19 protein-coding genes and 1 pseudogene are annotated in these 24,343 nt (G+C 29.0%); all 20 read right to left on the reverse strand.

Going from position 1 to position 24,343, the window contains the following annotated elements; translation table 11 throughout:
* Window positions 1-246: 246 nt before the first annotated feature.
* A complete protein-coding gene (locus BD821_RS10450) occupies window positions 247-1,686 on the reverse strand; it encodes a hypothetical protein (RefSeq protein WP_104410426.1) in 1,440 nt (479 codons plus the stop codon).
* Window positions 1,687-1,876: 190 nt separating this feature from the next.
* Entirely contained in the window at window positions 1,877-2,872 is a 996-nt protein-coding gene (gene galE, locus BD821_RS10455) for a UDP-glucose 4-epimerase GalE (RefSeq protein ID WP_104410427.1), read from the reverse strand.
* Between the two features lie 37 nt (window positions 2,873-2,909).
* Entirely contained in the window at window positions 2,910-4,034 is a 1,125-nt protein-coding gene (locus tag BD821_RS10460; RefSeq protein WP_104410428.1) for a hypothetical protein, read from the reverse strand.
* Window positions 4,019-5,632, reverse strand: coding sequence for a VPA1262 family N-terminal domain-containing protein (locus tag BD821_RS10465; RefSeq protein ID WP_104410429.1), 1,614 nt, complete (start codon window positions 5,630-5,632; stop codon window positions 4,019-4,021). The genes BD821_RS10460 and BD821_RS10465 overlap by 16 nt, the downstream gene beginning before the upstream one ends.
* 49 nt (window positions 5,633-5,681) lie before the next feature.
* Window positions 5,682-5,951: pseudogene (locus BD821_RS10470) on the reverse strand (NAD-dependent epimerase); the annotation flags it as partial.
* A 14-nt stretch (window positions 5,952-5,965) separates the two neighbouring features.
* The gene (locus BD821_RS10475) at window positions 5,966-7,396 is read right to left on the reverse strand and encodes a lipopolysaccharide biosynthesis protein (protein ID WP_104410430.1); all 1,431 of its coding nucleotides are present in this window, start codon (window positions 7,394-7,396) and stop codon (window positions 5,966-5,968) included.
* Window positions 7,397-7,541: 145 nt separating this feature from the next.
* Window positions 7,542-8,612, reverse strand: coding sequence for an N-acetylneuraminate synthase family protein (locus tag BD821_RS10480; protein WP_104410431.1), 1,071 nt, complete (start codon window positions 8,610-8,612; stop codon window positions 7,542-7,544).
* A gap of 3 nt (window positions 8,613-8,615) precedes the next feature.
* A complete protein-coding gene (locus BD821_RS10485) occupies window positions 8,616-10,259 on the reverse strand; it encodes a cytidylyltransferase domain-containing protein (RefSeq protein WP_104410432.1) in 1,644 nt (547 codons plus the stop codon).
* 256 nt (window positions 10,260-10,515) lie between these two features.
* On the reverse strand, window positions 10,516-11,721 hold the full coding sequence (locus tag BD821_RS10490; protein ID WP_104410433.1) for a hypothetical protein: 1,206 nt from the start codon (window positions 11,719-11,721) through the stop codon (window positions 10,516-10,518).
* A gap of 17 nt (window positions 11,722-11,738) precedes the next feature.
* Window positions 11,739-12,905 carry a hypothetical protein gene (locus BD821_RS10495; protein WP_104410434.1) on the reverse strand — a complete coding sequence of 389 codons (1,167 nt, stop codon included), beginning with the start codon at window positions 12,903-12,905 and terminating at the stop codon, window positions 11,739-11,741.
* Between the two features lie 389 nt (window positions 12,906-13,294).
* On the reverse strand, window positions 13,295-14,131 hold the full coding sequence (locus BD821_RS10500) for a glycosyltransferase (RefSeq protein ID WP_104410435.1): 837 nt from the start codon (window positions 14,129-14,131) through the stop codon (window positions 13,295-13,297).
* 14 nt (window positions 14,132-14,145) lie between these two features.
* Window positions 14,146-15,081 carry an NAD-dependent epimerase/dehydratase family protein gene (locus BD821_RS10505; protein WP_104410436.1) on the reverse strand — a complete coding sequence of 312 codons (936 nt, stop codon included), beginning with the start codon at window positions 15,079-15,081 and terminating at the stop codon, window positions 14,146-14,148.
* The gene (locus BD821_RS10510; protein WP_104410437.1) at window positions 15,078-15,944 is read right to left on the reverse strand and encodes a polysaccharide deacetylase family protein; all 867 of its coding nucleotides are present in this window, start codon (window positions 15,942-15,944) and stop codon (window positions 15,078-15,080) included. The genes BD821_RS10505 and BD821_RS10510 overlap by 4 nt, the downstream gene beginning before the upstream one ends.
* Window positions 15,941-16,720: a methionyl-tRNA formyltransferase gene (locus tag BD821_RS10515; RefSeq protein ID WP_104410438.1), complete on the reverse strand. Its 780-nt coding sequence runs from the start codon at window positions 16,718-16,720 to the stop codon at window positions 15,941-15,943. Before BD821_RS10515 ends, BD821_RS10510 begins: the two co-directional genes overlap by 4 nt.
* A 73-nt stretch (window positions 16,721-16,793) precedes the next feature.
* Window positions 16,794-17,435, reverse strand: coding sequence for a sugar transferase (locus BD821_RS10520; protein WP_104410466.1), 642 nt, complete (start codon window positions 17,433-17,435; stop codon window positions 16,794-16,796).
* Between the two features lie 32 nt (window positions 17,436-17,467).
* Window positions 17,468-19,399 (reverse strand): polysaccharide biosynthesis protein, encoded by a 1,932-nt coding sequence (locus BD821_RS10525; RefSeq protein ID WP_104410439.1) that lies wholly within the window; start codon window positions 19,397-19,399, stop codon window positions 17,468-17,470.
* A 501-nt stretch (window positions 19,400-19,900) separates the two neighbouring features.
* On the reverse strand, window positions 19,901-20,731 hold the full coding sequence (locus tag BD821_RS10530; RefSeq protein WP_104410440.1) for a YihY/virulence factor BrkB family protein: 831 nt from the start codon (window positions 20,729-20,731) through the stop codon (window positions 19,901-19,903).
* A 309-nt stretch (window positions 20,732-21,040) separates the two neighbouring features.
* Complete coding sequence (locus BD821_RS10535) at window positions 21,041-21,619, reverse strand: sigma-70 family RNA polymerase sigma factor (protein ID WP_051652438.1); 579 nt, start codon at window positions 21,617-21,619, stop codon at window positions 21,041-21,043.
* Window positions 21,620-21,916: 297 nt separating this feature from the next.
* Window positions 21,917-22,792 (reverse strand): dTDP-4-dehydrorhamnose reductase, encoded by an 876-nt coding sequence (gene rfbD / locus BD821_RS10540; protein WP_104410441.1) that lies wholly within the window; start codon window positions 22,790-22,792, stop codon window positions 21,917-21,919.
* Between the two features lie 48 nt (window positions 22,793-22,840).
* Window positions 22,841-24,304, reverse strand: a complete 1,464-nt coding sequence (locus tag BD821_RS10545) for an oligosaccharide flippase family protein (RefSeq protein WP_104410442.1) — start codon at window positions 24,302-24,304, stop codon at window positions 22,841-22,843.
* Window positions 24,305-24,343: the final 39 nt, after the last annotated feature.

The raw sequence follows: 24,343 nt of genomic DNA on the forward strand, positions 1-24,343 counted from the left end.
TGTCATGCAGGATTCACACCTGCTATATAGTAATAAAGAAAGCTTCGCTCTCTTTATTGTTTACGCCCTTGCTTGGCGTACCTGGGTTCCTTGTGGGGACATGCTTTGCTGGACTCACTTGCTAACCATATTAATTTTGGACTTCCTGAAGTTGATGTGGCTATATACAATCATTTTTATAGAAATCAAGCTATGTAAGAAAAAGAGCCAACCTATATTATTATTAATAGGTTAGCTCTATATTTTTTATATTTTATACATTAATCTTAAAGCATCCACTTTGCGCTTTACATTAGTTTCAGAAGCTAAATGATTATAGCCACCTTTATACTTTAAAACAAAATCTATAAATTCTAATAAAGAAGGACTAGATGCATTTGCTTTTAAGATATTTAGCATTTCTACATATTTTCCTGAACTTACATTTTGTCCAAGTTTATTTGAAATACGTTCTTCATTAAAAGAAGTAACAGCGATATATGCATGGCGTTCGCTAAAAAGTTTAATTAACTTTATATATATTTCATCGGCAGCCCAGCAGACACCATATCCATTAGTTAAAAATACATCCACAATAGTAATTACATAGTCTCTATCCAATTGAGAAGGTATCTTTTGGTTTCCTACCAATCGCTCTACTTGTCTTGCAAATTGTGGTTCATTATAAAAATTATTTGTACCTCTATGCATAGAAAGAAGTTGGTTAAGAGCTATCTTTAACTCATAGGCTTTAATATTGTCTGGCAAATACTCTTCCCCACCAACAATAGAAATAAAGTTCCTTGCTAATTTTGCTTTTTCTTCATTTCCATTTACCCTATAAATAGCATAAGAAGTTGCTAATTCATTTTTTGTTGATGCGTCTATTCTTTTCCATAGTTCTGGCATTATTTGCTTAATATTCATAATGATATGTGGACTTGTTTCTTCTCTTAAATAAATACCATAAACCCCTTTAGCAAGAACATTAGCAAGCTTAACAGGCATTCCACTAATAAAGGCCAATGCATTTATTACATCTGACTCTGTAAATAACCCATCACGCATAGTTCTAAGTAAAAGTTGAGTCTGTATTGTATCACTTGGTATTTGTACTGTTATAACTTCACGGATACAAACCTCTAACCAAGAAATCAATATAGTTCCACTTATTTCTGATTGATTTGATGGATTCCTTTCCATATATCCAAGCATATATCTTATATGATCTAACTGCTTATATCCTTTTTCAGATAGCAGCTCAATTTTTCTTGCTCCTTCAAGTAGCTCAGCTTCTAACACCTTATCCAAATCTTCAAGAGTAGAAAATTCTTCTCTGCGTTCTGCTTGTATTGCTACATCATAGAAGTAATCAATATCATATTGCTGAATACGCAGTTTTAACTGCTTCATAGTTTCTACCCATAGATGATTAAGTGCTGAATCAAATAATCCCACACTTGCAGCTGTCATAAATTTTGTTATGAAATGTGCACATTCAAGTTGATACTCTGGAACATACTCAAGAACATCCATAAAGTTTTTAAACACTTTCTTTCTCTCTTGTACTGGCACTAATATATCATCTATAGGAAGTCCTACCGCTTGATATACTCCCATCATTTTGTGTTCAAAATCCATCATTGTTGGTGCAAAATCATTATTACTTCTAACTATAAGTTCATTACGTTCCTCATTCATCTCCATGTTTTCTGTCCCCCCTATAACCACTATTCTAGTCAAAAATCTATATACTAAAAATATAATTTAATTATATATCATTACCATATTTCAGTAAATATGTTCACTGCATAAATTCGTCATAATTTTCACAATAAGCAGAAAAAAAGTCATCACCTCGCAGCTTTATAAGCTTGCAAAGGTAATGACTTTGTTCTTACTCTTTATAATTCTTCTCAAATCTCCAAGCATCCCTACACATTTCTAATATACCTCTTTTAGCTGTCCAGCCTAGTTCCCTTTCAGCCTTAGAAACATCGGCATAGCAGGAAGCTATATCTCCTGGTCTTCTATCTACTATTTCATAAGGTACTTTGGTATCACTTACCTCTTCAAAGGCTTTTACTAATTCTAAAACTGAAGTTCCTTGGCCTGTACCTAGATTGTAAATATGTACACCTGGTTGAAGCTTGTTTAGGGCTGCCACATGACCTTCAGCTAAATCCACTACATGAATATAATCTCTAACACCTGTACCATCTACAGTTGGATAATCATTTCCGAAAACCCTTAACTTTTCTAGTTCTCCTTTTGCTACTTTTGTAATATAAGGCATTAGATTATTCGGTATACCATTAGGAGCTTCCCCAATTAATCCACTCTCATGAGCCCCTACAGGATTAAAATACCTAAGTAGTGCTACCGAAAAGTCTGGATTTGCCTTGGCTATATCTGTTAATATTCTTTCAATCATAGCTTTAGTTTCACCATAAGGATTTGTAGTTGGACTAAGATCCATAGTTTCTGTAAATGGCACTTCATTATCCCAATATACCGTTGCTGATGAAGAGAATACAAATTTGTTAACATTATACTTCTTGCACATCTTGCAAAGAACCATAGTAGATAACAAATTATTATAATAATATTCAATAGGCTTTTCTACTGATTCACCTACTGCCTTAAGCCCTGCAAAATGAATAACACCATCTATTTTATGAGATGAGAAGATAGATTCTAGAGCTTGTTCATCAGTTACATCTATTTGATAGAAGGTGAGATCCTTATTGGTTATTTGCTTTATTTTATCTATTGTATTTATATTGCTGTTGCAAAGATTATCGGCAACAATGACTGTGTGGTTATTATTTAATAATTCCACACAAGTGTGTGAGCCTATATAGCCTGCACCGCCGGTTACTAGTATGGTCATTTTAGATATCCCCCCATTAAGACAATTACTTATAACCTTAAATATCATAATTTAAAATTATATCATCAACCTTTTTATATTTATTATGCATCATGTAATTATTATCAAATAAGCTTTTCACCTTATCATATATATCTTTTCTATTAGCTAATGAAATTTTATTAACTTCTTGTATCTTCTTAAAGAAAAATAACTTTGTTGCATAGATATAATACATTGAGCTAAATTCTGTACCTTTTCCATGCCATCCATAAATATCCCTGTTAAATTGAATAATTACATTATCCAAATCCAAGAAAAATAGTTTTTCATCTTGATACATTCTGCAAAAACAATTCAGTATTAAATCGGCATAAGAGTTAATAATAATCTTTGATACAAACTCCTTATTTTCTAATAATAAGGAAAGATACTCGTTCCACCTTTGATAAATAATTTCTTTGATATCTGTAATAAATGAGTCATAACTACTTTCCTCAATGCCTTGAAGTAAAGTTCTTACATAATTATAATAAGTATTGTCTTGTTTAGTTAGAGTAATAGTCTTAACATATGTTTGCCTTCCAATAGTAGGCATACCACTCAAAGCAATGCCCATAACATGATAAAACTGCTCCTTATATTCAAATTTTTTAACAAAATACCTAAAAATACGAGCATCTATTAAAGCTAATTTTATAATCCCGTCTGCTATGATTTTTTTATATCCTAATGTACTATCATTTAATTCCGGTAGCTGGATATTATTAAGTAATTGTCTAATTAACTCAAAAATCACATATCCATTAGTTAATTGTGGTGACTGCAAAAGCTTAATCTTCAATTCCTTTTGTATACAATAACAATTATATACAATATCTATTATTTCACTTCTACCGTTAAGAATTTCAATAACTTCATCTTGATTTGCTTCAATGGCTTTATCATATATTTGTTTAACTTTAGTTGTTTCACTTGAATAAAAACCACAACCCATTTCTACACTTTGTACAAAACTATATACTTTTTTAAAATCATTCTCCTTAGTGCCTTCAATCAACAGATTATATAACCCTTTATCACTTCTTGAAGCATCAGAAGGGACATTTATATCAATTTTAATCTTTCTTAGCATTTGTAAAACTTCATTTATATCATCACTAATCATTATCTGCTCTTCCAAAGGATACACCTCTTATCATTCAGCTTATTCCAAAGTTCATCGAAAGCATCTACTATATATTGAGGATGACTTACTTCCTGGATTATATGGTGATTTTTTCCTAAACTATTTATTGATGTTCCTAATGACCAAACTCGTGCAGTTCCATCTCTCATAATGAATAATAAAAATCTGTCATGAAATTTCCAACCAAATTGTCCATATTGACATCTAACTTCAAGGTTTATCCCATAGTTATTACTATTATTTTTTAGTATATTCTTCTGCTCATTTATCCATGTAATAGCATCTTGCTCATTTTCTCCATTTATTTTTCTAGTTTCACTACTTGAAGAAGTTATTGCTCTCATCGGTATTCCCATCTGTTTACTATAATACAAAGTGTTTAAAATATCCTCCGCAGACAAGTATGGGTCCCATAACATAATCTGTTTTTCTGAATTTAATACAATTAGCTTTCTAATATCCTCTAAAGCTTTATTCTTTTCAAAATCCTGTGACGCACCATATTGCATAAATTTCATACGGCGTTCTAATTCCTCTAATCTCTCTTTATATTGTCTCTCCTGTACAAATTCTTTCCAATACTTTTTCTTTTCTATCATATTACGAGGAGTTTCCATAAACTCTGTGCTTTCTACTACAACTTCATTTTCTTCTTTTGAAGTAATAATAGTTCTTTTTTGTGGGAATTGACTGCCAATATTAAATCTAAAATGCATTTGCTTCATAAGACTATACTTTGACTCATATACAACTAGATCTGTTTTTTTATCATAAACTACAGTCTTAATCAAGTTACCTGTATCTCCAATATCTAATTTTACATTTTTATTATTTTTACTATCATGATATTTGATACCAGTTATACAATTATCAAATTCATTCATAACGAGTATACTATATCTATCTTCCCCATCAATACGCTTATCTGTAGAAATGGTAATATTAAGACTTGTATCGTCTTTATTTGAAGCAGAATTTATAGAAATTAAGTTTGATGGAAATTGAAAGATTACATTTCCAATCCTATCCTGCAATACATGTAAATTAATAGGAGCAAATTTCATTATATGTTCTGATATTCTTTCTCTCTGAATTTTTGTTAATTTTGATAATAGCTTTTTTCCTATATCAAAAAACTCATAGATATAGCTACCGTTTATAAAATTATTTTTTAGGCATTTATTTAAATTAACTTCTTCAGTTCCATCTGGTGGTACAAATTGTTTATTTACTAAATCCAATTGACCTATTTGTAATACTCCACTGATATTTGATAAAACTTCAGAATTTGTAATCTGTGTAAAATTATTATATACATCATCCATTGATAGCTGATACTTGCAAATACCCATTCTATATTCATCAGAAACAGTAAGTAACTTATCAGTTAAATATTTAACCTTGTTTGTTTCGATTTCTCTTTCTTCAAACACAAATAAGGAAAAATAATTATAAACATTTTTACATAACTTATCCAATAAAAATATGGTTGTAACTTCACATGATTCATAAAATCCTAAATTGCCACGCTCTGATAGTAGTTTATATTCTGAACTTATTTTGTTTTTAAAATTATCAATTTGACTCATCATAAAATATAAAACTCCATCCTATTATAATTAGTAAAGATGATTTCCATTACTACTCTACTCCATAATACTTAACATACCAATCAGCAAATCTCTGTAAACCTTCCTCTATACTAGTTGAAGGTTTAAACCCTACTGCTTCCTGAAGCTTATCCTTAGAAGCATAAGTTGCCAGTGCGTCTCCTGCTTTTAAAGGCTCGAATATTTTCTCAAAGACTACTTCTCTGCCTAATGCCTTACTCAAAGCTTTCTCTAAGGTTATTATAAACACCATAAGCTTTTCAGGATTGTTATTTCCTATATTAAACACCCTATGAGATATCCCCTTTTAAATTATCAAATCTTCCCTATATTTATTATTGTCTTTTTTATATCCTTGAAATATAGAATTACTGTTATTACAATATTAAATACACTATATAAAACAAAATTTATATTTATCAAACTAAGGATTATACTTATAATCATATATATTATAAATTTCGAATAAACTTTTAGGATATTCCTTATGTAGCTACCTTTTATATTTAATAACTTTAAATATATTACATGTTGCATTATAGAGTATATAGCATTAGTAATTAAAGTTGCTAATGAAACTCCAATTATCCCTATACCTAGTTTAATAAAAATAAAATTCAAAATAATAGCTAAAATCACCGTTATAACCTGAAGATATATTAAATATATTTGTTTTTTATTTGATACTATAAAAACATTGGAAAAATATGATATCTGATTTACAATTGTACCAAATACCAATATCCTATAAATATCAATACTTACACTATACTGAGGAACAACTATATTAACAAATGGTTTTATTAATATAGCTCCAGTAATACATAAAATCACACCAAAAACTTCTACATATTTAGTATATTCTTCTGTTCTACTTAAAACTTCTCTTATATCATTATTACTATTAATATTTAAATTTTTAATAGCTTTAGGATAATATAAAAATAATACTGAGGTTATAAATACTAAAGTTCCTCCAACAATTTGATTTGAAAATGTGTAATATCCTAAATCTTCATATCCTAAAAACTTAATAGTCATAACTCTATCTACAGTTGTTAAAATATAAAACCCTAAATTATATACAAGTAATGGTAATCCAACTATTATTAGATTTTTTAATACCTTTATATCTACACTTAAAGTTATTTTTTCACTCTTCTTGTACCCATATATAAATACTATACAATCTGCAATAAGCATGGATATTAATACAGAATATATTTTAAAATATCTAATAGATATAATTATCAACACAAATGACAATACATTATTAATTAATTCTATATAATTTATCTTTCTAAAATTATCTACTAATCTAAAATAATTAATATAAAAAGCTCTATATTGCTCTAAAATACCTATAATAAAAGTCAGTAAAATGTAACTACCTAATTCTCTTTTATAAATAAACTTAGTAGAAACACCGGTTATAAGTAGTAAAATAGATAATATAAATAAAGCTGTGAAAGATGTTTTTATAACTTTCTTAGCCCCTGTCATATCGCCCTTTGATTCATAAATAACATACTCTCTATTCATGGAATATAAAATTCCAAAATTAGAATAGCTTAAATAACTTAAAACCAATAGCAAGTTTCCTACAACCCCCAAAAGTTCAGGACCAAGTGCCCTAGCATTTACTATTCCCTTAACAAACCCAATAATCAAAGCTACGTATTTAATTGAAGAATATTTAATCAAATTATTTACTTTTTCATTTTTAAAAAATTTTTTTATATTCATAAACGTCTACTCCAATAGAACTCATATCTTATATCAAATCAATTTAACAAACCTGTAACTTTATTAACACGCGGAGAACCAACATTTCATTAGTTCTCCATATGTATAAATAAACTTGGACGACTTATATAATCAGTAATAACTTCTACTCAATCATGTCATATTTTAATATAGTATCGTCAGAAATATCACTTAATGCTACTTTACCTATAACACTCATTATGTCAGTAGGAGATATTCCAGTTCCAGGTCTTTTAAAAGTAAGCTTATCTTTTGTAATCTTCTCTCCTTTTTTAATATCACAAGCTGTAACCAGAGATCTTCTTGCATTTTTTCTTGCAGCTAATTCTGTTTCAAGGCACTTAATTTCATATGAACCCCTAATTTTCTCAATAAACTCAATGCCTTTAATAATTTTTTTAGCGTCCTCAGGTGACATCGCATGGTAGTGATCATTACCTGGTAATGTTTTATCCAATGTAAAATGTTTTTCTACAACAACTGCACCTAAATTATAAGCAGTTTTAATAATATCTGCATCTTCATCAGGTTTAGTATGATCAGAGTATCCAATTAACAGATCTTGATACTTATTCTTTAGGCTTACGATTTTATTAAGATTTGCATGTTCATACGGTGTCGGATATTCTAGTACACAGTGTAACAGTACTATTGGTTCGTTGTTGTATTTACGAATAGTATGAATAGTTTTATCAATTTCTTCTTCATTAGATGCTCCAACTGATAACAAAATAGGCTTACCTTTCTTAGCTTGATATTCAACGAAAGGCAAATTATTTAAATCAGATGAGGATATTTTGTATACATTCATTAATTCATTCAAATAATCTGCTGATTCAATATCAAATGCAGTTGATAGAAATTCTATACCTAATTCATTACAGTACTCAGCTAGCTCCTTATACTCATTATAAGAAAAACTGTCAAACTTCTTGAAAAGTTCAAATTGAGATGTTGTTGTTTCTTCACTTGTATCCCAGTATGATGGTGATTTTTTAGCTGCTAATGTTTCTGCTTTGTATGTTTGAAACTTAACTGCGTGAATTCCCGCATCCTTTGCTTCCCTTACCATTAGCTTAGCTGCATCAATTATAGGAATATTCATTTTTTTAGCTATATCATAGTAATTGACACCGATTTCTGCTATAAGCACAAATTCTCCTTCTTTAGCTCTTTTAATAATTGTATTTTTCATTTCTTAATTCTCCTCTAAAATAATATCTATTACATGTTTAATACCTTTTTTCAAGTTATGTCTTAACATTAGTTCCCTCAACTCATATCTAATCTGTTCAGTTTCAACCAGCCATTTAAACGTAGACTCGATTGTTTCAGCTGATATGTCTTTACCCAAGCCTAAATTTAAAAATCCATTCTGCATTTGGGCAAATTTATGAAGCTGTTCTCTTTCATTTTGAGCTAATACAATAGATGGAACTCCTAATGAAGCTAGCTCAAAAACAGTCCTCCCCTGTGAAGTAAATGCTAAATCTGCATTTCTCATGTAATCGCTCACGTGCTTTACATCGTTATGAACATATATATTCCTGTTTTTCTGAGTGTAAATACCATTTTTTTCACTGTCATAACCGCTTCCAGTTATAAAATTAAAGGTAATATTAGGGTATATTTCACTTAACTTTAATGCTAAATTATAAATTTTCTTTGTTAGATTAGAAGGGTCTGTCCCACCAAACATAACTAATACATTGTTCACTTCTTTTGAAAATTCTTTAGGTGTATTAACTAAAAACTCATCCCTAAGACAAATATATTTTTCTCCACTATATTGATTATATGATTTTATTTTCTTGTCATATAATGCATTAATAACTGCATCAGCATACTCAGCACCCTCACCTAAATCTTCAATGGTAACAACTCTTTTAACAAGGCTTTTTAATTTTTGTATATACTCTTTACTTGTGTCTAAGCAGTCATTAACCACAATATCTGGTTTCCAGACTTTCAAAAAGTCAAAGAAGTCATTATCATCTCTTATTAATGTAAATGGCATAAAACTACCTTTAATCTTATCTACCCCTTCAGCATATTGTCCCTTAGAAGCGAACATAACTTCGTGTCCTGTCATATTATATGCCAATGTCAAACAATGATAGATATGTCCCATACCAAGCTCTTTATATCCATCAGCACGGAATACTATTCTTTTCTTCCTAAGGGCATTTTCACATATAATCCAATCACTTGTACTATCAATATCCACTGATTCATTTTCAGGTACTTCAAATACTGATATTTCTTTTCCCATTCTGCTGTTAGGTGTTACAAATTCTCTTTTGGTAATAAAAAATGCACCAGCTTCTACGTAGTTTGGAGGTAGCTGCTGTCTATTTAACCTTTTTTCATAATTTGGTATATATCCACTTTCATCCTTAGACCATGAGAGATGAGGCTTATTCACTGCACTAATATATGTATCCTTCCTACTATTTAAAAAACTTTCAATAGCTGTTTTTAAAGTCTCTCCTTTGAGTAAAGGAGAGGTGGCTTGAAGAGTAACCACAATATCATACTTTTTATTTTTAAGCTGTTCCATTTTGATAACCGCATCATAAACAACTGGATCTAATGTAACTTTATCTCCTGCTAATTCTGCCTCTCTTTGGATAAAATCTATTTTATTTAATTTAGCAATACCTATAATTTCTTCATCATCTGTTGTTACAACAATATCAGTTATCAAATTACATGATTTAGCATTTTCTATTGAATATGAAATTAAAGGCTTACCATTCATCAACCTTACATTTTTTCGTGGAATACCTTTTGAACCACCCCTTGCCGGTATGACTGCTAAAATATTACTATCTTTTTTCACTTAGCTTTCCATCCTTTCACCACTACCAAATTTTATATTATAATTCAATCAATAATTTTTTTAAATATACTGATGTTGCATCCATTTTTATATGGTTATAAATTAAAATATCTAATAACATATTCTGAATACAATTTTATATAGAAATAAACATTCTAAAAATCACTTAAATTAATATATATTTATCAAGAGTTATTTTGAATATAAATATCAAGTTATGGTTTAAATATTCTTTTCATAAAAAGCTATATAAATCTTATAAATTACAAAATCTATCGACTGAATTACTTTTTTGTTGTTTTACACCCTTTTGTGGAATATGAAGTATTAAAACCCAAAATACTAAAAAACTAGTATTTAATAAAGAATGCATATACATACTATTTATTAAGTATGGAAATATATACTCAATATTTTCTTTTACATAATACTTATCAATAATTTTTGAGACTATTAGCAAATACAATACTGAAAACAATATCCCGGTTTTAATAATTATACTTAATATCGTATTATGAGTCTGTACTAATCTCATATCATTAAAATGTTGGTGCTCTGCTGTATCCTCTGAATTTATCCCAAGAACTTTTTTCAAATCATTATCATATCCATACATAATCAAACTCTTATTCTCTTTAATTAAATCAAAAACTCTAACATTTGCTAAAAATCTAATTCTATTCGATGTGTCATTGATACCTTGCTTATATGGCTTCAAATTAGACGTTGATATATTATATACCCATAAGATACTAAAAAAATAAATAAAAACAATCATAATGATAAAAATTTTAAATATCTTATTTAAGAAAAACATATTTTTCGCCTTATCTATAAAGCTTTTAAAAATCTTTATTATATAAAACAATACTATCATTAGAACAAATCCTCTGCTTTTCAAATATACAATATATAATATAGTTATTAATTTACCAAATTTCTTGTTATTCTTATAATTAAATAAAAAAAATAAGAAAATGATTATTCCTGAATAATTATCATCCCAAGTTGTAATCAAATGCAAATCTTCACCATTTCTTATGCATATATAGAATTGAAATAATAGACTTAAACACATTCCCCAGTAAACAGAATCAGAAATTATAGTTTTTTTACTTTCATCTAGTTTTAAATTATCTCGATAGAAATAATAGATGATTACCATAAGAAATGCTAGATTTTGAGTTATATACATTTTTGAATATTGACTAATAAGTAGAATCATAATATATACTAATGCTAGGAAAATAAATATAGCAAAATCTAAAAAACTAAATTTTATCTTATATCCATGTCTTTCCTTACAGTACCATGTTAAAATTACAGAAATCATAGAAATTATAACCAATATAATATCTGCTATTTTCTGTTGTTCAACTGGTAATACAAAAAACACCAACAATATATATATATATATATTAAAAATATTAAAATTATTTATCCGTTTTATACATTGGTTCATAAGTTTCCCCTATCCGTTTATAATATTGCTTCATTCAATATTTCAATATTTTTGATTTTCTTATGGTCATTTTTAAATTTCAGAATTGAAGAATAAAATTCTTTTTCATTTTTGTTTGAATTTATATATATATCATCACAGAAGTTTAAAATAAAATTCAATTGCTGATTGTTTTTTACTTTATCTAATCCCCAATACTTATTACATATAACTCTTTGTTCATCTGTTATAAAATCATTATATATATTGAAAGCATTTTTAACCTCATTCTTCTCTACAAGACTACTCTTTATCACTGAGCTATTTATCGCTGCTTCAAAATCCCTTGATGTAACTCCACAATATTCCGTTTTTTGTTCAATTATAGTATGTGGCTTGTCCAAAGCAATACAATAACCTATATGTGTTCCAACATTATTTGATATCGTATAATCTGAAATGTTTATAAAAGTTTTTAAACGACTTAAAAAATCAGGATCTTCTCTGTATCCAGCAGTAACAACTGTAAACCCATAATCTTTATATATTTTATCCCTTCCAAGTTCTATATCTTTCCAATATAAACATATAAGTACTGTTTTAAATTCTTTATCATCTTTAAAATTTATAATTTTTTTAACAAAGGATTCTATGTCAAATTCCGCCTTTACTCTATCAATAGAATGTGAAGGAAACACTAATAATGTTTTTCCAAATTTAGATTTTATTTTATTTATTTCTTCATTGGTATATAAGCTATTAGCATAATAAATGTAGGGACCTATTACAAAAATCGGTTTATTGGTTACCTTTCTTAAGTGGCTTTTCCTATTATTGCTATATGTTATGATAGCTGGCAATCCACTGTCACTTGATTCTTTTTCATTTACATAGTTTCCAAAATAAACACCATGTTCAATACAAGCTTTAATTGATTTTCTATAACTGGCATAATTTTTTAAGTTGCATGAATTTCCATAAAAAAAATTTCCATTATAACATTCACTACATTTATGATACTTATTATTTAGTATAAGTTTATAGTCAAATACATCATTAACACTCTTATTTTTTAAAAAATGTATATAGTATAGAAAGTTATTATAGTATACAATTATTTTTTTTCTTCTAATTTCATTCTTTATCAAACATTTAGATGCCATATTAATAAAGTGTCTAAAATAACTAATTACCTTATCCTTCAATCTAATACCTCCAATAATCTATTTTTACTAACGAACATATTTCTAACTACTATAGTTCCTTAAAAATAACTTGTACATGTAATCTCTTATTAAATAAAGCATTCCCTATTCTTGCATAAACTAAAAAATCCCATCAATATTTAGATATAGTTCATTATAAGTAGATTTAACCTTACATATTTTACCATTTTAAAAGTGTAAGATTAATTTGAACCACATCAATATTTAACAACTCCAAATCTTTAAAAATCATTCTTACCCATAAATAATAATATTTTAAAACTCATATGTTTATAATTATTTACAATAACAACATAGAATTTTTTAAACATCCCCAAAACACAATTAATTAGATTTTTTCTTTAGCCATCTTACTATAGTAAATTTTATCAATCATGCACTACTTTTTTTCTCATTACATTTAAATACAAAAACTTTCTTACATTATTAGGAACCATTAATCTTACAATAAATCTAATGGCATTGTTATAGATATATTGAAATATATTTATTGATTTATTTTTTAACATGTATTGAAATAAATTTCTCTGAGTAATGAAATATTTCCAGCCACCTCTTCTTAAATATGTTTCATCGTTAATTCTCATATTAACTAATGGTTCATTTATGTTTTCAAACACTGAATTATTTTGAGCCATTCTTATCCATAAATAATAATCCTCATTCAAAAACCAGTGTTGATAATTGCCTGCCTTAAGCGCTTCTGTTTTTTTGAACATAACTGTGGGATGAATCACAGGATTTCTATATTTCATTTGTTTCTTAATATCTTCATCCTTAATTTTAACTTCTTTATATGCTATCACATTACTTGGATCATCTATAAATTCATTAACAGCTGTTCCAACTAAGCTTAGTTTATTATTTTCTTCAAATTTTTTTAGTTGTTTTTCACACCTATTATTTAAAGAAATATCATCCGTATCCATACGTACAATTAATTCATTCTTACACTTCTGAAGTCCTATGTTTAAAGCTTTTCCTAAACCTACATTTTGTTCTAATGGAATAATTTTTATGATTTTATTATCCTTAAATTCATCAAGCACATTATCTAGTTGTTCAGTAAGTTTTCCATCTTTAACAATAACAATTTCATCAGGCATAATGCTTTGTTGTAACATACTTACTATACTCTCTCTAAGATATTCAGGTCTTTCTTTATAATAGACAGACATCAAAACTGAATATTTAAACTTATCCATATATACACTCCTGACTAAAAATAATAATTCTTCGCATCCCTAAGCCCCTCAACCAAAGAATACTTTCTCTTATACCCAAGCAGTTTCTCTGCCTTTTCATTAGAAACTATCTTTGTTTCACCTGCCACTGCAAGCTTCTTAATTGGACCAAGTTTTGATGCGATATTTTTACAAAACCATCCTGGAATATATAATCTGAATGGTTTAACTTCAAAAATGCTACAAATAGCATCTATCATTTCTTTATATCCAAAATCCCCTGATGAAATATTAAACACTTCACCATTAAGATTATTTTCACAATCTACATATCTCTTAACTGCTTGTACAATATCTTTTCTATAAAGTAAAGCCTTTTTATTAGAACCATTACCTATCATAGGAACTATACCTTTTTTACATAATCCTATTAATGATTTCATACTTCCTTTATCATTTTCTCCATAAACTGATGCTGGTCTAAATATGCATACTGCTGTATCGCTTTTCTTAGAATCCTCTAATAAATACTTTTCAGCTAAAAGCTTACTTTTACCGTAAATACTTTGTGGATTTACTGGTGTGTCTTCTGTAATTAATTTATCTGTAGCTTCATAAACATCATTAGTACTGAAAATCAAAAATCTCTCAACCCCATGCTTTGTACATGCAGCATATAATTTTCTAGTGCCTTCAGCGTTAGTATCTATGAATTGTTGCTCTTCTTCTTTGTTTTTAGGTTGCCAATGAACTGCTGCTGCTAAATGCACAACAGTATTAACCCCATCAAGATTGTTTTCCCATTCAGTTATATCATTTAAGCTATTCTTTAAAATAATTGCTTTATCTTTAAATTTATCGATTTTATTTGTATAGGGATCAACTAAAACCAAATCATATTTATCTATAAATTCATTCACTATGGCACTTCCTATCATGCCATTTGCTCCGGTAATCAATACTTTTTTCATATTGCCATACCTTCTTTACCAACTTCTTTTCCTATATAATCCTCAAACTTCACAAACTCAACATTCTGCTTCTTAAGCCACTTTATATACTTAATCAACTTTTCCTGCAATGTAGGTCTTCCCACTTGAAATCTAAAGTAGTTCTTTTTACCCATTTTCTTTCCGTTCTCAAGTGTTTCTCCAACAACCTCAAAAGGATGTATGTAGAATATGAAATTATCTTCCTTCTCCCAATGCTTTTTCATGAAGTATTTCATAAGCCACAGTGGGAATAATCTAAAATATCCACCACCTGAGATTGGAATGGATTTACCCATTATATCTAATGTAGGAGTTTCAAACTCATACTTATCTTCTTTTTTATAAACCATACTATCTATATTTTTAAATGATGACATGTCCATAACATTATAAAGCTTATGCTCTTTAAATCTTATAAGACTTGCATCATAGTTAAAGCCTAAATCCCATAGTACATCAAGCTTTTCATTTTCCATTGAAAAACAAGGTGCTCTATAGCCTTTAACAGGTTGCCCTGTAATTTCTTCAAGAGTTTTCTTTGTTTCACCTATTCTTTTTCTAAATTCATCTACAGTCATGTCATAAACTAACTCATGATGCTTTCCATGACATGCTATCTCATGTCCCATTTTAGCAATTTTTCTAACTACTTCTGGGTTATCTTTGGCTACATCCTCAAGTACAAATACTGTCAAATATACTTCATGATCTGCCATTTCCTTTAAAAAAGGTATAACTCTTGGTGCAAATCTTTGCTTTGAAGCAATTACATCTTTATATTCTTTTAGGTATTCAAGATGATACCATTCTTCAAGATCCAGTGTTAAAAAATACTTTCTCATATTAAACGCTTCCTTTTAGCTCTAAATTCCTTACCTTGCTCTGCTGTTGGCCATGTAAAGTATCTACCCTCAGATGCAATGTTAGGTTTTCTTTCTAATGTGCCATTTTCCATAGCTTTGATGGCCTTAACCATCATATCGCCACCTACTCTTTTAGTTCTTTCCATAAGTTCAAACATTGATTTACAATCACCAATATAAACTTTATCTTGAGCTACTATATCGCCATCATCAATCTTTTCAGCCATATAATGTACTGTAGCACCGCCATACTCTTCCTCATTAAATACGTACCAGAAGCTTGGCATACAACCTCTATAATCTGGAAGTAAACTACCATGAACATTTAAAATGCCATACTTTGGACATGAAAGTAATGGCTCCTTAATAACTTGAGGAGCTGAAAAAGAAAGAATTACATCTGGTTCTAACTCTTTTACCTCTTTATAGAAATCTTCACTATTTGAATTGTTAATCACTTTATATAGTACATTGTTCTTTCTAGCTACATGCTCTACTCCACATAAACCTTGATAAAGTTTATAACCAAATAGCTTGTCTAACTTACCTGCGAGTGTTCGTAGAACTGTAACTATGCCCATCTTTCCTACTTGGAAAATACCAAACCATTTTATAAAATCAGATAACTTATTTTGAAGTGAACTTTTACATTCAACATTAACAACTTGAAGTACTTCTGAATTATCAATTATCTTTTGTATATTTTTTGGGATGTAAAATCTATCTTGTTGTGTCATAATTATTACTTTTATCACAACATCCCCTCCTCTCCTGTACACATAATCATCTCAAATTATACCCTACCTCTTCTCCAATTCCCACCCCACATCACTTAACAACCTTCTCCCTTACATCCACTTCTTGAATTGTCTTTATTTCTATACTTCCTATTCCCCCTTCTTTAACTCCATCACTTTTTATCACTCTAAATATAGTCATAAAGAATATTTTTACATCAAAGGTGAAATTCATTCTTTTAACGTATTCCCCATCAAGTTTTGCCTTTACATCTATGGGTAGTTCATCTCTTCCATTGACTTGTGCCCAGCCTGTTAGGCCTGGGTGTATGTTATTTGCTCCATATTTATCTCTTTCTGCTATTAGATCATATTGATTCCATAGGCAGGGCCTTGGTCCCACAATGCTCATTTCACCTTTTAAAATATTAATTATCTGTGGTAGCTCGTCAAGGCTAGTTTTACGTAAGAACCGTCCTAACCTGGTTATAAATGCATCTGGATTATTAAGCATATGAGTCGGCATATCTTTTGGGGTATCTGTTCTCATGGTTCTAAACTTTAATATATTAAAATATCTTTTATCCATGCTAAGCCTTTTTTGTTTAAAGAACACTGGCCCTTTTGAGTCTAGTTTTATGATTATAGCTAGTAGTATAAATATTGGACTTAATATAATGAGCCCTATTAAAGCCATACTAAAATCAATTATTCTTTTAATATAAGGATACATAAGCCTCTTCCTCTCATACTTTATAGTTCCCTTCACACACTAGCTGCCACTTCTTTTTCCACAATTCCTTTTCCATGTTTCTCATTTTCTATCTCATCTTTATACCCTACACTTTTACTTTCGCTTTGTCCTTCTTTTAAGCTAGCTTCCCTATAAGTTGGTACCATTTGTTTTATGCCATTTTTTATTTCTTCTATATTGTCATTGTCTAATATAAACTTTAATGAGTTAAGATTTCTCTTTAGCTCTTCTATGTTTGTGTAGGTTGGTCTTCCTATGAAGATTTTATCGTGGCGTGTTTCTTCTAGCCCTTCTTCTGACATTAGTAGCTCTTCATATAGCTTTTCGCCGGGTCTTAGGCCTGTTACTTTTATTTCTATATCTTCATTTGGCACAAGTCCTGATAGTTTTATAAGGTCTGTGGCTAAGTCGTATATCTTAATAGGACTTCCCATATCTAGTACAAAGATTTCTCCGCCTTTTGCATAGGCTCCTGCTTGAATTACTAGCTGTGCTGCCTCTGGTATTAGCATAAAGAATCTTGTTATGTCTTTATGAGTTAATGTAATTGGTCCACCTTTAGCTATTTGCTTTTTAAATAATGGTATTACTGAGCCGTTGCTACCTAAAACATTTCCAAATCTTACTGCTACGAATTCTGTTTTACTTACTTTATTCATGGCTTGTATTATCATTTCACAAATTCTTTTAGATGCTCCCATTACATTAGTAGGGTTTACAGCTTTATCTGTAGATATCATAACGAATCTTTTTACACCATATTTATCTGCTGTTTCTGCTAAGTTTAATGTGCCAAAAACATTGTTTTTTATAGCTTCTCCTGGGCTTTCTTCCATTAAAGGTACGTGCTTATGGGCTGCTGCATTAAATACTATCTCTGGTCTGTATTTGCAAAATATTGTTTCTAACCTTTTTTTATCTCTGATAGATCCTATTAAAACCTTTAGATTTAGACTAGGATAGTTATATTTTAATTCATTTTGTATATCGTAGGCATTATTTTCATATATATCGAATATTATAAGTTCTTTTGGATTAAAAATTGCTATCTGCCTGCAAAGCTCTGAGCCTATAGAGCCTCCACCGCCGGTAACCATTACAACTTTATTATGTATGTATTCTGATATTCCTTTATCATCAAGTTTTACTTGATCTCTACCAAGTAGGTCTTCAACGCTAACATCTCTCATGGTATTTAATTTAGCCTGTCCATTAAGTATTTCGTAAAGTCCTGGTATTATTTGAAGTTTACATTCTGTTTTTTTACATATATTAATAATTTCTGATTTGTCTTTTTGATTAATGGAAGGTATTGCAATTAGTATTGTATCTATTCTTTCTTCTTTTGCAATTCTTTCTATATCCTGCCTATTACCCATAACTTTCACACCACATATTCTTTTGCCTATCTTATATGGGCTGTCATCTATAATAGCTATTGGATTATATCTTTTTTCTCTTTTTGTAAGCATTTCTTTCATGATCATATTTCCTGCGGATCCTGCCCCTATAACCATTACCCTGTTTCTATTTCTGTTGTGCCTTATATAAACAGATAGTATCCCTCTTCTATATATCCTAAAGGAAAGCCTAAAGGATAGTGTAAGCGCCATAGCAAGAACTATAGCTATAATATGAATATTTATAGGGAAATAATGTCCTATACTTCGGCCATATCCCATAACTAAACATCCAGATATAATATTAGCTGTTACTACTAGCATAAGCTCATCTATACTAGCGTAGTTCCATAAACTTTCATACAGCTTCATTATATAAAATACAACTATATAAATTAAAGATATTATTATTGCATCTTTTTTAAATGAGTCAAAATAAAGTCTTGGAATGCCATAGTAAATTAAACTAAATGCTATTATATAGGCTACATTTACAGAAAATACATCCGTTATAACTAAGGCAATCTTTTTTAAATTGCGCATGCTCTCTCCCCCACCATGATATGTTTTTATCCTTTTCAGGTTTAATTATAGCATTTTTCAAAAGTTATGTCGAATTAGTAAACATATCATATTATTATAAAATGTGAATTATATTCATCTGTTATAATTCATTTATGATTGATTTTTTTAGATGCTTTTTCACTTCGTTTTTCTTTTATTATAATTTAATTTTGTTTTCTACATTTTTCTTAACACCATAGTCACCTTAACCTAATGAATAGTATAATTTCTCCTTTATTTTGTTTTTTTATTTGAATTTTCTTTAATAATCTATTAACATTTTGATTTTTCAAATTTCCTATTTTATAAGAATTACATAATTTCCTTCATAAAAGCTACCTTTGTTTGGCGAATCTATGTTTTTATTATATGCTTATATAATGTTAACTTTCGGTGAACAATTTTGTTACATTTACATTTTATCACATAAAAAAAGATCGGAAATAATTCCGATCCATTTTAAGTGCTAGTTATTAACTCTTAATTGATTTTACTTTTCTCTTCCATTAATGCAATTAAGGCATTTATTTCTCCTCCAATGAGGATTATGATAGAACTTAAAAATACCCAGGTCATTAGAACTATAACTGCCCCTATACTTCCATAAAATCTAGAAAAATTATTGAAATTATTAACATAGTAGGAAAATCCTAATGATACTCCAATCCAGCTTATAGTTGTAAATATAGCTCCTGGAATTACCTCTTTCCATGTAAGCCTTCTAGCTGGAGTATATCTATAAAGAACAGCAAATAGAAAGTTAGTTGTAAATATTATTATTATATACTTAAGCACTCCCCAGACCCAAGTTATAAAACTTGGACTAAAGTAATCATATTTTAATAAAAAGCCTCTTATTACACCACCAAATACTAAAAGAATAAGATTAATTATAATTATTGCTACAATGGTTATGGTAAATAATATGGATATTAATTTCACTTTAATGAACCCTCTTGTTTCATTTTCGTCGTAGGCTTTGTTTAGACCTTTTATTACAGCACTAAATCCTGCTGAGGCACTCCAAATACTTAAGATCAAACTTAAAGATAGTAGGCTACCATTTTGTGATTCTACAATGTCTAGCACTATGCTTGAAACTAAATCATAAACGCTTAAAGGTAAAAATGCTTCTAGAGCCTTTAATACTTGAACACTGTCTAAAGACAAAAATCCAATCATAGTAAGTAAAAATATAAGGAAAGGAAAGAATGATAAAACAAGACTATATGCAAGTTGAGATGATAGGGCTACTATCTCATCTTCCTTAAATTTTTTTATAAGTCCAAAAAATAATATTCTAGCGTCCACATGATATCCTAAAACTTTTTTCAGTTCATTCCACCCCTTTCTTTTATAACCTTTCTTTATTATATATTCTATTTAAGTATATTTCAAATATAACCTATTATAGAAGTGGATGGTTTCTTAATTAATGGCTTTTATTAGACAAGCTTACTACTGTTTAAAATTAAAAACCTTGTGGCCTATGAGGTTCCACAAGGTTTTTAATTTTTCTTGCCTATTTATATAATTTAATTAGTTTACATAATTTCTTTCCACTATATATTTTAAATATAAATGCTGCCTTTTTTATATATTGTGATTTAGGTTAGTTTATTAGTCTATGCATTTTAGCATTTCTTGTCTTAGTTTTTCTATTATCCTATCTTTTCTTTTAGAAACTAGTGAATAATTAAGTCCTTTAAGCTTTGCATAACTTTTTATTCCGCCGTAACCTTTTGAAAATACCATGTCTATAAGTTCTCTTTCTTCTTTCTTTAATATCTCTAAAGCCTGAAAAAGGTTCTCCATCTCTTCTTTTCCTATTATATTATCTTCTAAGTTAAACTCATCTTCTATGGTATTTATATACTCCACGCCTTCTTTTGATTTTTTATTTAGGCTTGTCTCAAAATTGGCCCTTGACTTTTGCCTTATAATGTAATAATAATTAAACTTAATAGATTGTTTTAAATAATATCCGAATTCTACGCCTTTTTCTGGATCATACTTTGTGATAGCTTTAAGTATGGAGTTAAATCCTTCTTGAACTAGGTCCTCAGCATCGTAACCTTTAATATAGATGTTTCTAGATAAGCTATACACTAGGGGTGTATACTTCTCTAATAAAGATGTTTTAGCCTCTTCATCTCCGTCTTTAGCTCTTTTAATTATTTCTTCCATTTCCTTTTCCATTTACTTTTCCTCCTCATATTTTAGATTTTTTACTTTGGTTTTTGTGGAATTAAAAGATTTGGTTACTAAGATGTTTTTGAACTTAAGTTCTTTCTGTAAATATAGTATATAAGTATTAAAGTTTATTTGCAATATATTTCCATAGACTTTTTCTCTTATATTTCGACAGTGTGTTCGCCTCTTAACTCTAGTAAAAAAAACAAAAAAGGTAAACATACATAATATATGCTTACCCTCTTAAAGTTACCCAAATTATTCTTTTGATTTGCTTATTCCTGAAACTAGTACTGTTCCTGTTTATATTTCTTTTATAAACTTTTGTAAAGCCTCTTTCCAATCTCGCATATTGTCTCCTATGGTGTTTCTTAACATCATATTATCAAGAGCGGAGTAGGCTGGTCTTTTGGCTGCTCGGTCTAAGTTTTCTGAGGTTATAGGGTCTACTGTACAATTTATATTTGAATATTTTACAATGGCTTTTGCAAAGTCGTACCAACTACACTCTCCACTTCCGGTGCAATGGTATATTCCGTATTCTTCTGTCACTGCTATGGCTAGTATATGATGGACCAAATCCTCTGCATAGGTAGGATTCCCTCTTTGATCATTAACTACTTTTAGTTGACCTTTTTCTTTAGCTGCCTTTATTATGGTTTTAACAAAGTTATTACCATTAAATCCATATAACCAAGAAGTCCTTAGTATAAAGTATTTAGAAGAAAATTCTCTTACATAACTTTCACCTAATAATTTAGACTTACCATATACACTAACAGGGTTTGTTATATCGTATTCTCTGTAGGGGCTAGTACCATTTCCTTCAAATACATAGTCTGTAGATATATGTACTAGTTTAGAGTCTATTATTTCTGATACAATAGCAAGATTTCTCGCTCCAATTGAATTTATCTTAAAGGCTAAATCCTTCTGTTTTTCGCAGCTATCTACATTAGTATAAGCTGCACAGTTAATTATTAAATTTGGTTTTATCCCTTTTATAACAGTTTTACACTGATTTAAATTAGTTATATCAAGGTCTTCTACATCAAAAGCAAAGATTTCAGCTTTATCATATATACTATCTATCTTCCCAATATCCGATGTGCCTTTATTAAGCACATTAATAATTTGGCTTCCTAGTTGACCTTTTGCTCCTGTTATTAAAATTTTCATATAGTGTACTTCCCCCTTATATCTTTAGTTATAATATTAAGTTTTAGTCTATCTTTTAAACTTTCCTTTAATTTTAGGTAAGAATCTATTAATTGCTGTATTCCAAATCTCATCCTTTGTAATAAATAGGCAGAATGTATAAACAATCCCTGAAGTGAATATTATGGCTACAATATAAATGTACATATTCGATATTAAAGATTTATATATAAAGGATATTGGTAAAAATGTTAAGGCGTATAAAAAATATCTAAAGTTTTTAAACTTAAATAAATTAAACTTTATATTTAAAACTTTCCTTGTGTAAATATACTGGGTCATGACTAATATATAGCTACTTACAGTAGTGGTTGCTATTGCTGTGACTTCATTAAACACATTAAACTTTAAGAGTAAATAGTTTAATATAAGGTTTATAAATCCTGCCATAAATATCATAGGTACTAATTGTTTTTCTCTTCTATTTACGTACATAACTTGATTTGTTAATATAGCTTCCATGCCTAGAGATACCATGTACACGCAAAAAATCTTAAGTACTGGTCCCCCTCCTGCATATTCACCTCCACCAAATAATACAAATATCTCCTCTGCAAGGACAAACATTCCTAAGGCCACAGGAAACAAAAATGCAAATAGTGTCTGGGTTATTTTGTTTAAAAGGTTTATGTACTTTTCATGATCTTTGCTTGCTATAATATTTGAAAGTCTTGGTATTGTAACAAATACTACGGAAAGCACCAAAGCATTTATTATACTCATAACATTGTGAGCCACCCCATAATATGCAACAGAAACTTCACCTACATAGTGAGCTAACATTACCTTATCTAACTGAGTGTATAAAACATTTCCATTAGACATTACTATAACTAGAAGTAAAAATTTAATATGTCTTTTTATCTTTATATTACTAAAGTCGAATCCGATACCCTTTTTTATATAAATATAACTTATTATATTGTTTAAAAATGTTGAAAAAGTAGTTAAAAACACATAAATTAAGAAGTCTTCTGAAGACTTTACTGTAAGAAATAAAAGTGCTGCATAAACAAGCCTTACTATTATGGTCTTCAAGGTTATAAAACCATAATTCTCTAAAGCCTCATTTGCCCACTCAATATAAAATATATTAGAAATCATGTTAAGTGCTAGTATAAGATGCACTGGAAATACTGGTGTACCCCTATATAAAGTATAATTAAATACTATGTAAGCTATAATAGTTACTATATTTGAAATTAATCCTATTACAAAAAAGCTTGTGAAAAGTTGAGACATCTTTTTCTTGTTATCTCTTACCTTACTAAGCTCTCTAATGGCATAATTGTATATACCAAAACCTGCAAATATAAAGAAATAGTTAAATATAGTGTAGGCCGCAGTATATCTACCTATTAGCTCTTTTGTCATTACTCTATAGGTATAGGTTGCTATAATAATTGGCATTATTATATTAAATATATTAAGTAACACTTTGTATAAAGCATTTTTAGCTATTGATTTACTCATAAATTTTTACTTCTCTTTTCTTTATTTTATAAATTTAAG

Source organism: Clostridium algidicarnis DSM 15099, from assembly GCF_002934235.1.
Classification (GTDB): domain Bacteria; phylum Bacillota; class Clostridia; order Clostridiales; family Clostridiaceae; genus Clostridium_L; species Clostridium_L algidicarnis.

Excerpts from the sequence above, each read along its gene's own strand:
- BD821_RS10450 (WP_104410426.1), bottom strand. The coding sequence starts at position 1,686 with ATGGAGATGAATGAGGAACGTAATGAACTTATAGTTAGAAGTAATAAT.
- BD821_RS10475 (WP_104410430.1), bottom strand. The coding sequence starts at position 7,396 with ATGAATATAAAAAAATTTTTTAAAAATGAAAAAGTAAATAATTTGATT.
- BD821_RS10520 (WP_104410466.1), bottom strand. The coding sequence starts at position 17,435 with ATGTATCCTTATATTAAAAGAATAATTGATTTTAGTATGGCTTTAATA.
- BD821_RS10510 (WP_104410437.1), bottom strand. The coding sequence starts at position 15,944 with ATGAGAAAGTATTTTTTAACACTGGATCTTGAAGAATGGTATCATCTT.
- BD821_RS10535 (WP_051652438.1), bottom strand. The coding sequence starts at position 21,619 with ATGGAAAAGGAAATGGAAGAAATAATTAAAAGAGCTAAAGACGGAGAT.
- BD821_RS10490 (WP_104410433.1), bottom strand. The coding sequence starts at position 11,721 with ATGAACCAATGTATAAAACGGATAAATAATTTTAATATTTTTAATATA.
- BD821_RS10505 (WP_104410436.1), bottom strand. The coding sequence starts at position 15,081 with ATGAAAAAAGTATTGATTACCGGAGCAAATGGCATGATAGGAAGTGCC.
- galE (WP_104410427.1), bottom strand. The coding sequence starts at position 2,872 with ATGACCATACTAGTAACCGGCGGTGCAGGCTATATAGGCTCACACACT.
- BD821_RS10525 (WP_104410439.1), bottom strand. The coding sequence starts at position 19,399 with ATGCGCAATTTAAAAAAGATTGCCTTAGTTATAACGGATGTATTTTCT.
- BD821_RS10545 (WP_104410442.1), bottom strand. The coding sequence starts at position 24,304 with ATGAGTAAATCAATAGCTAAAAATGCTTTATACAAAGTGTTACTTAAT.
- rfbD (WP_104410441.1), bottom strand. The coding sequence starts at position 22,792 with ATGAAAATTTTAATAACAGGAGCAAAAGGTCAACTAGGAAGCCAAATT.
- BD821_RS10500 (WP_104410435.1), bottom strand. The coding sequence starts at position 14,131 with ATGGATAAGTTTAAATATTCAGTTTTGATGTCTGTCTATTATAAAGAA.
- BD821_RS10480 (WP_104410431.1), bottom strand. The coding sequence starts at position 8,612 with ATGAAAAATACAATTATTAAAAGAGCTAAAGAAGGAGAATTTGTGCTT.
- BD821_RS10465 (WP_104410429.1), bottom strand. The coding sequence starts at position 5,632 with ATGATGAGTCAAATTGATAATTTTAAAAACAAAATAAGTTCAGAATAT.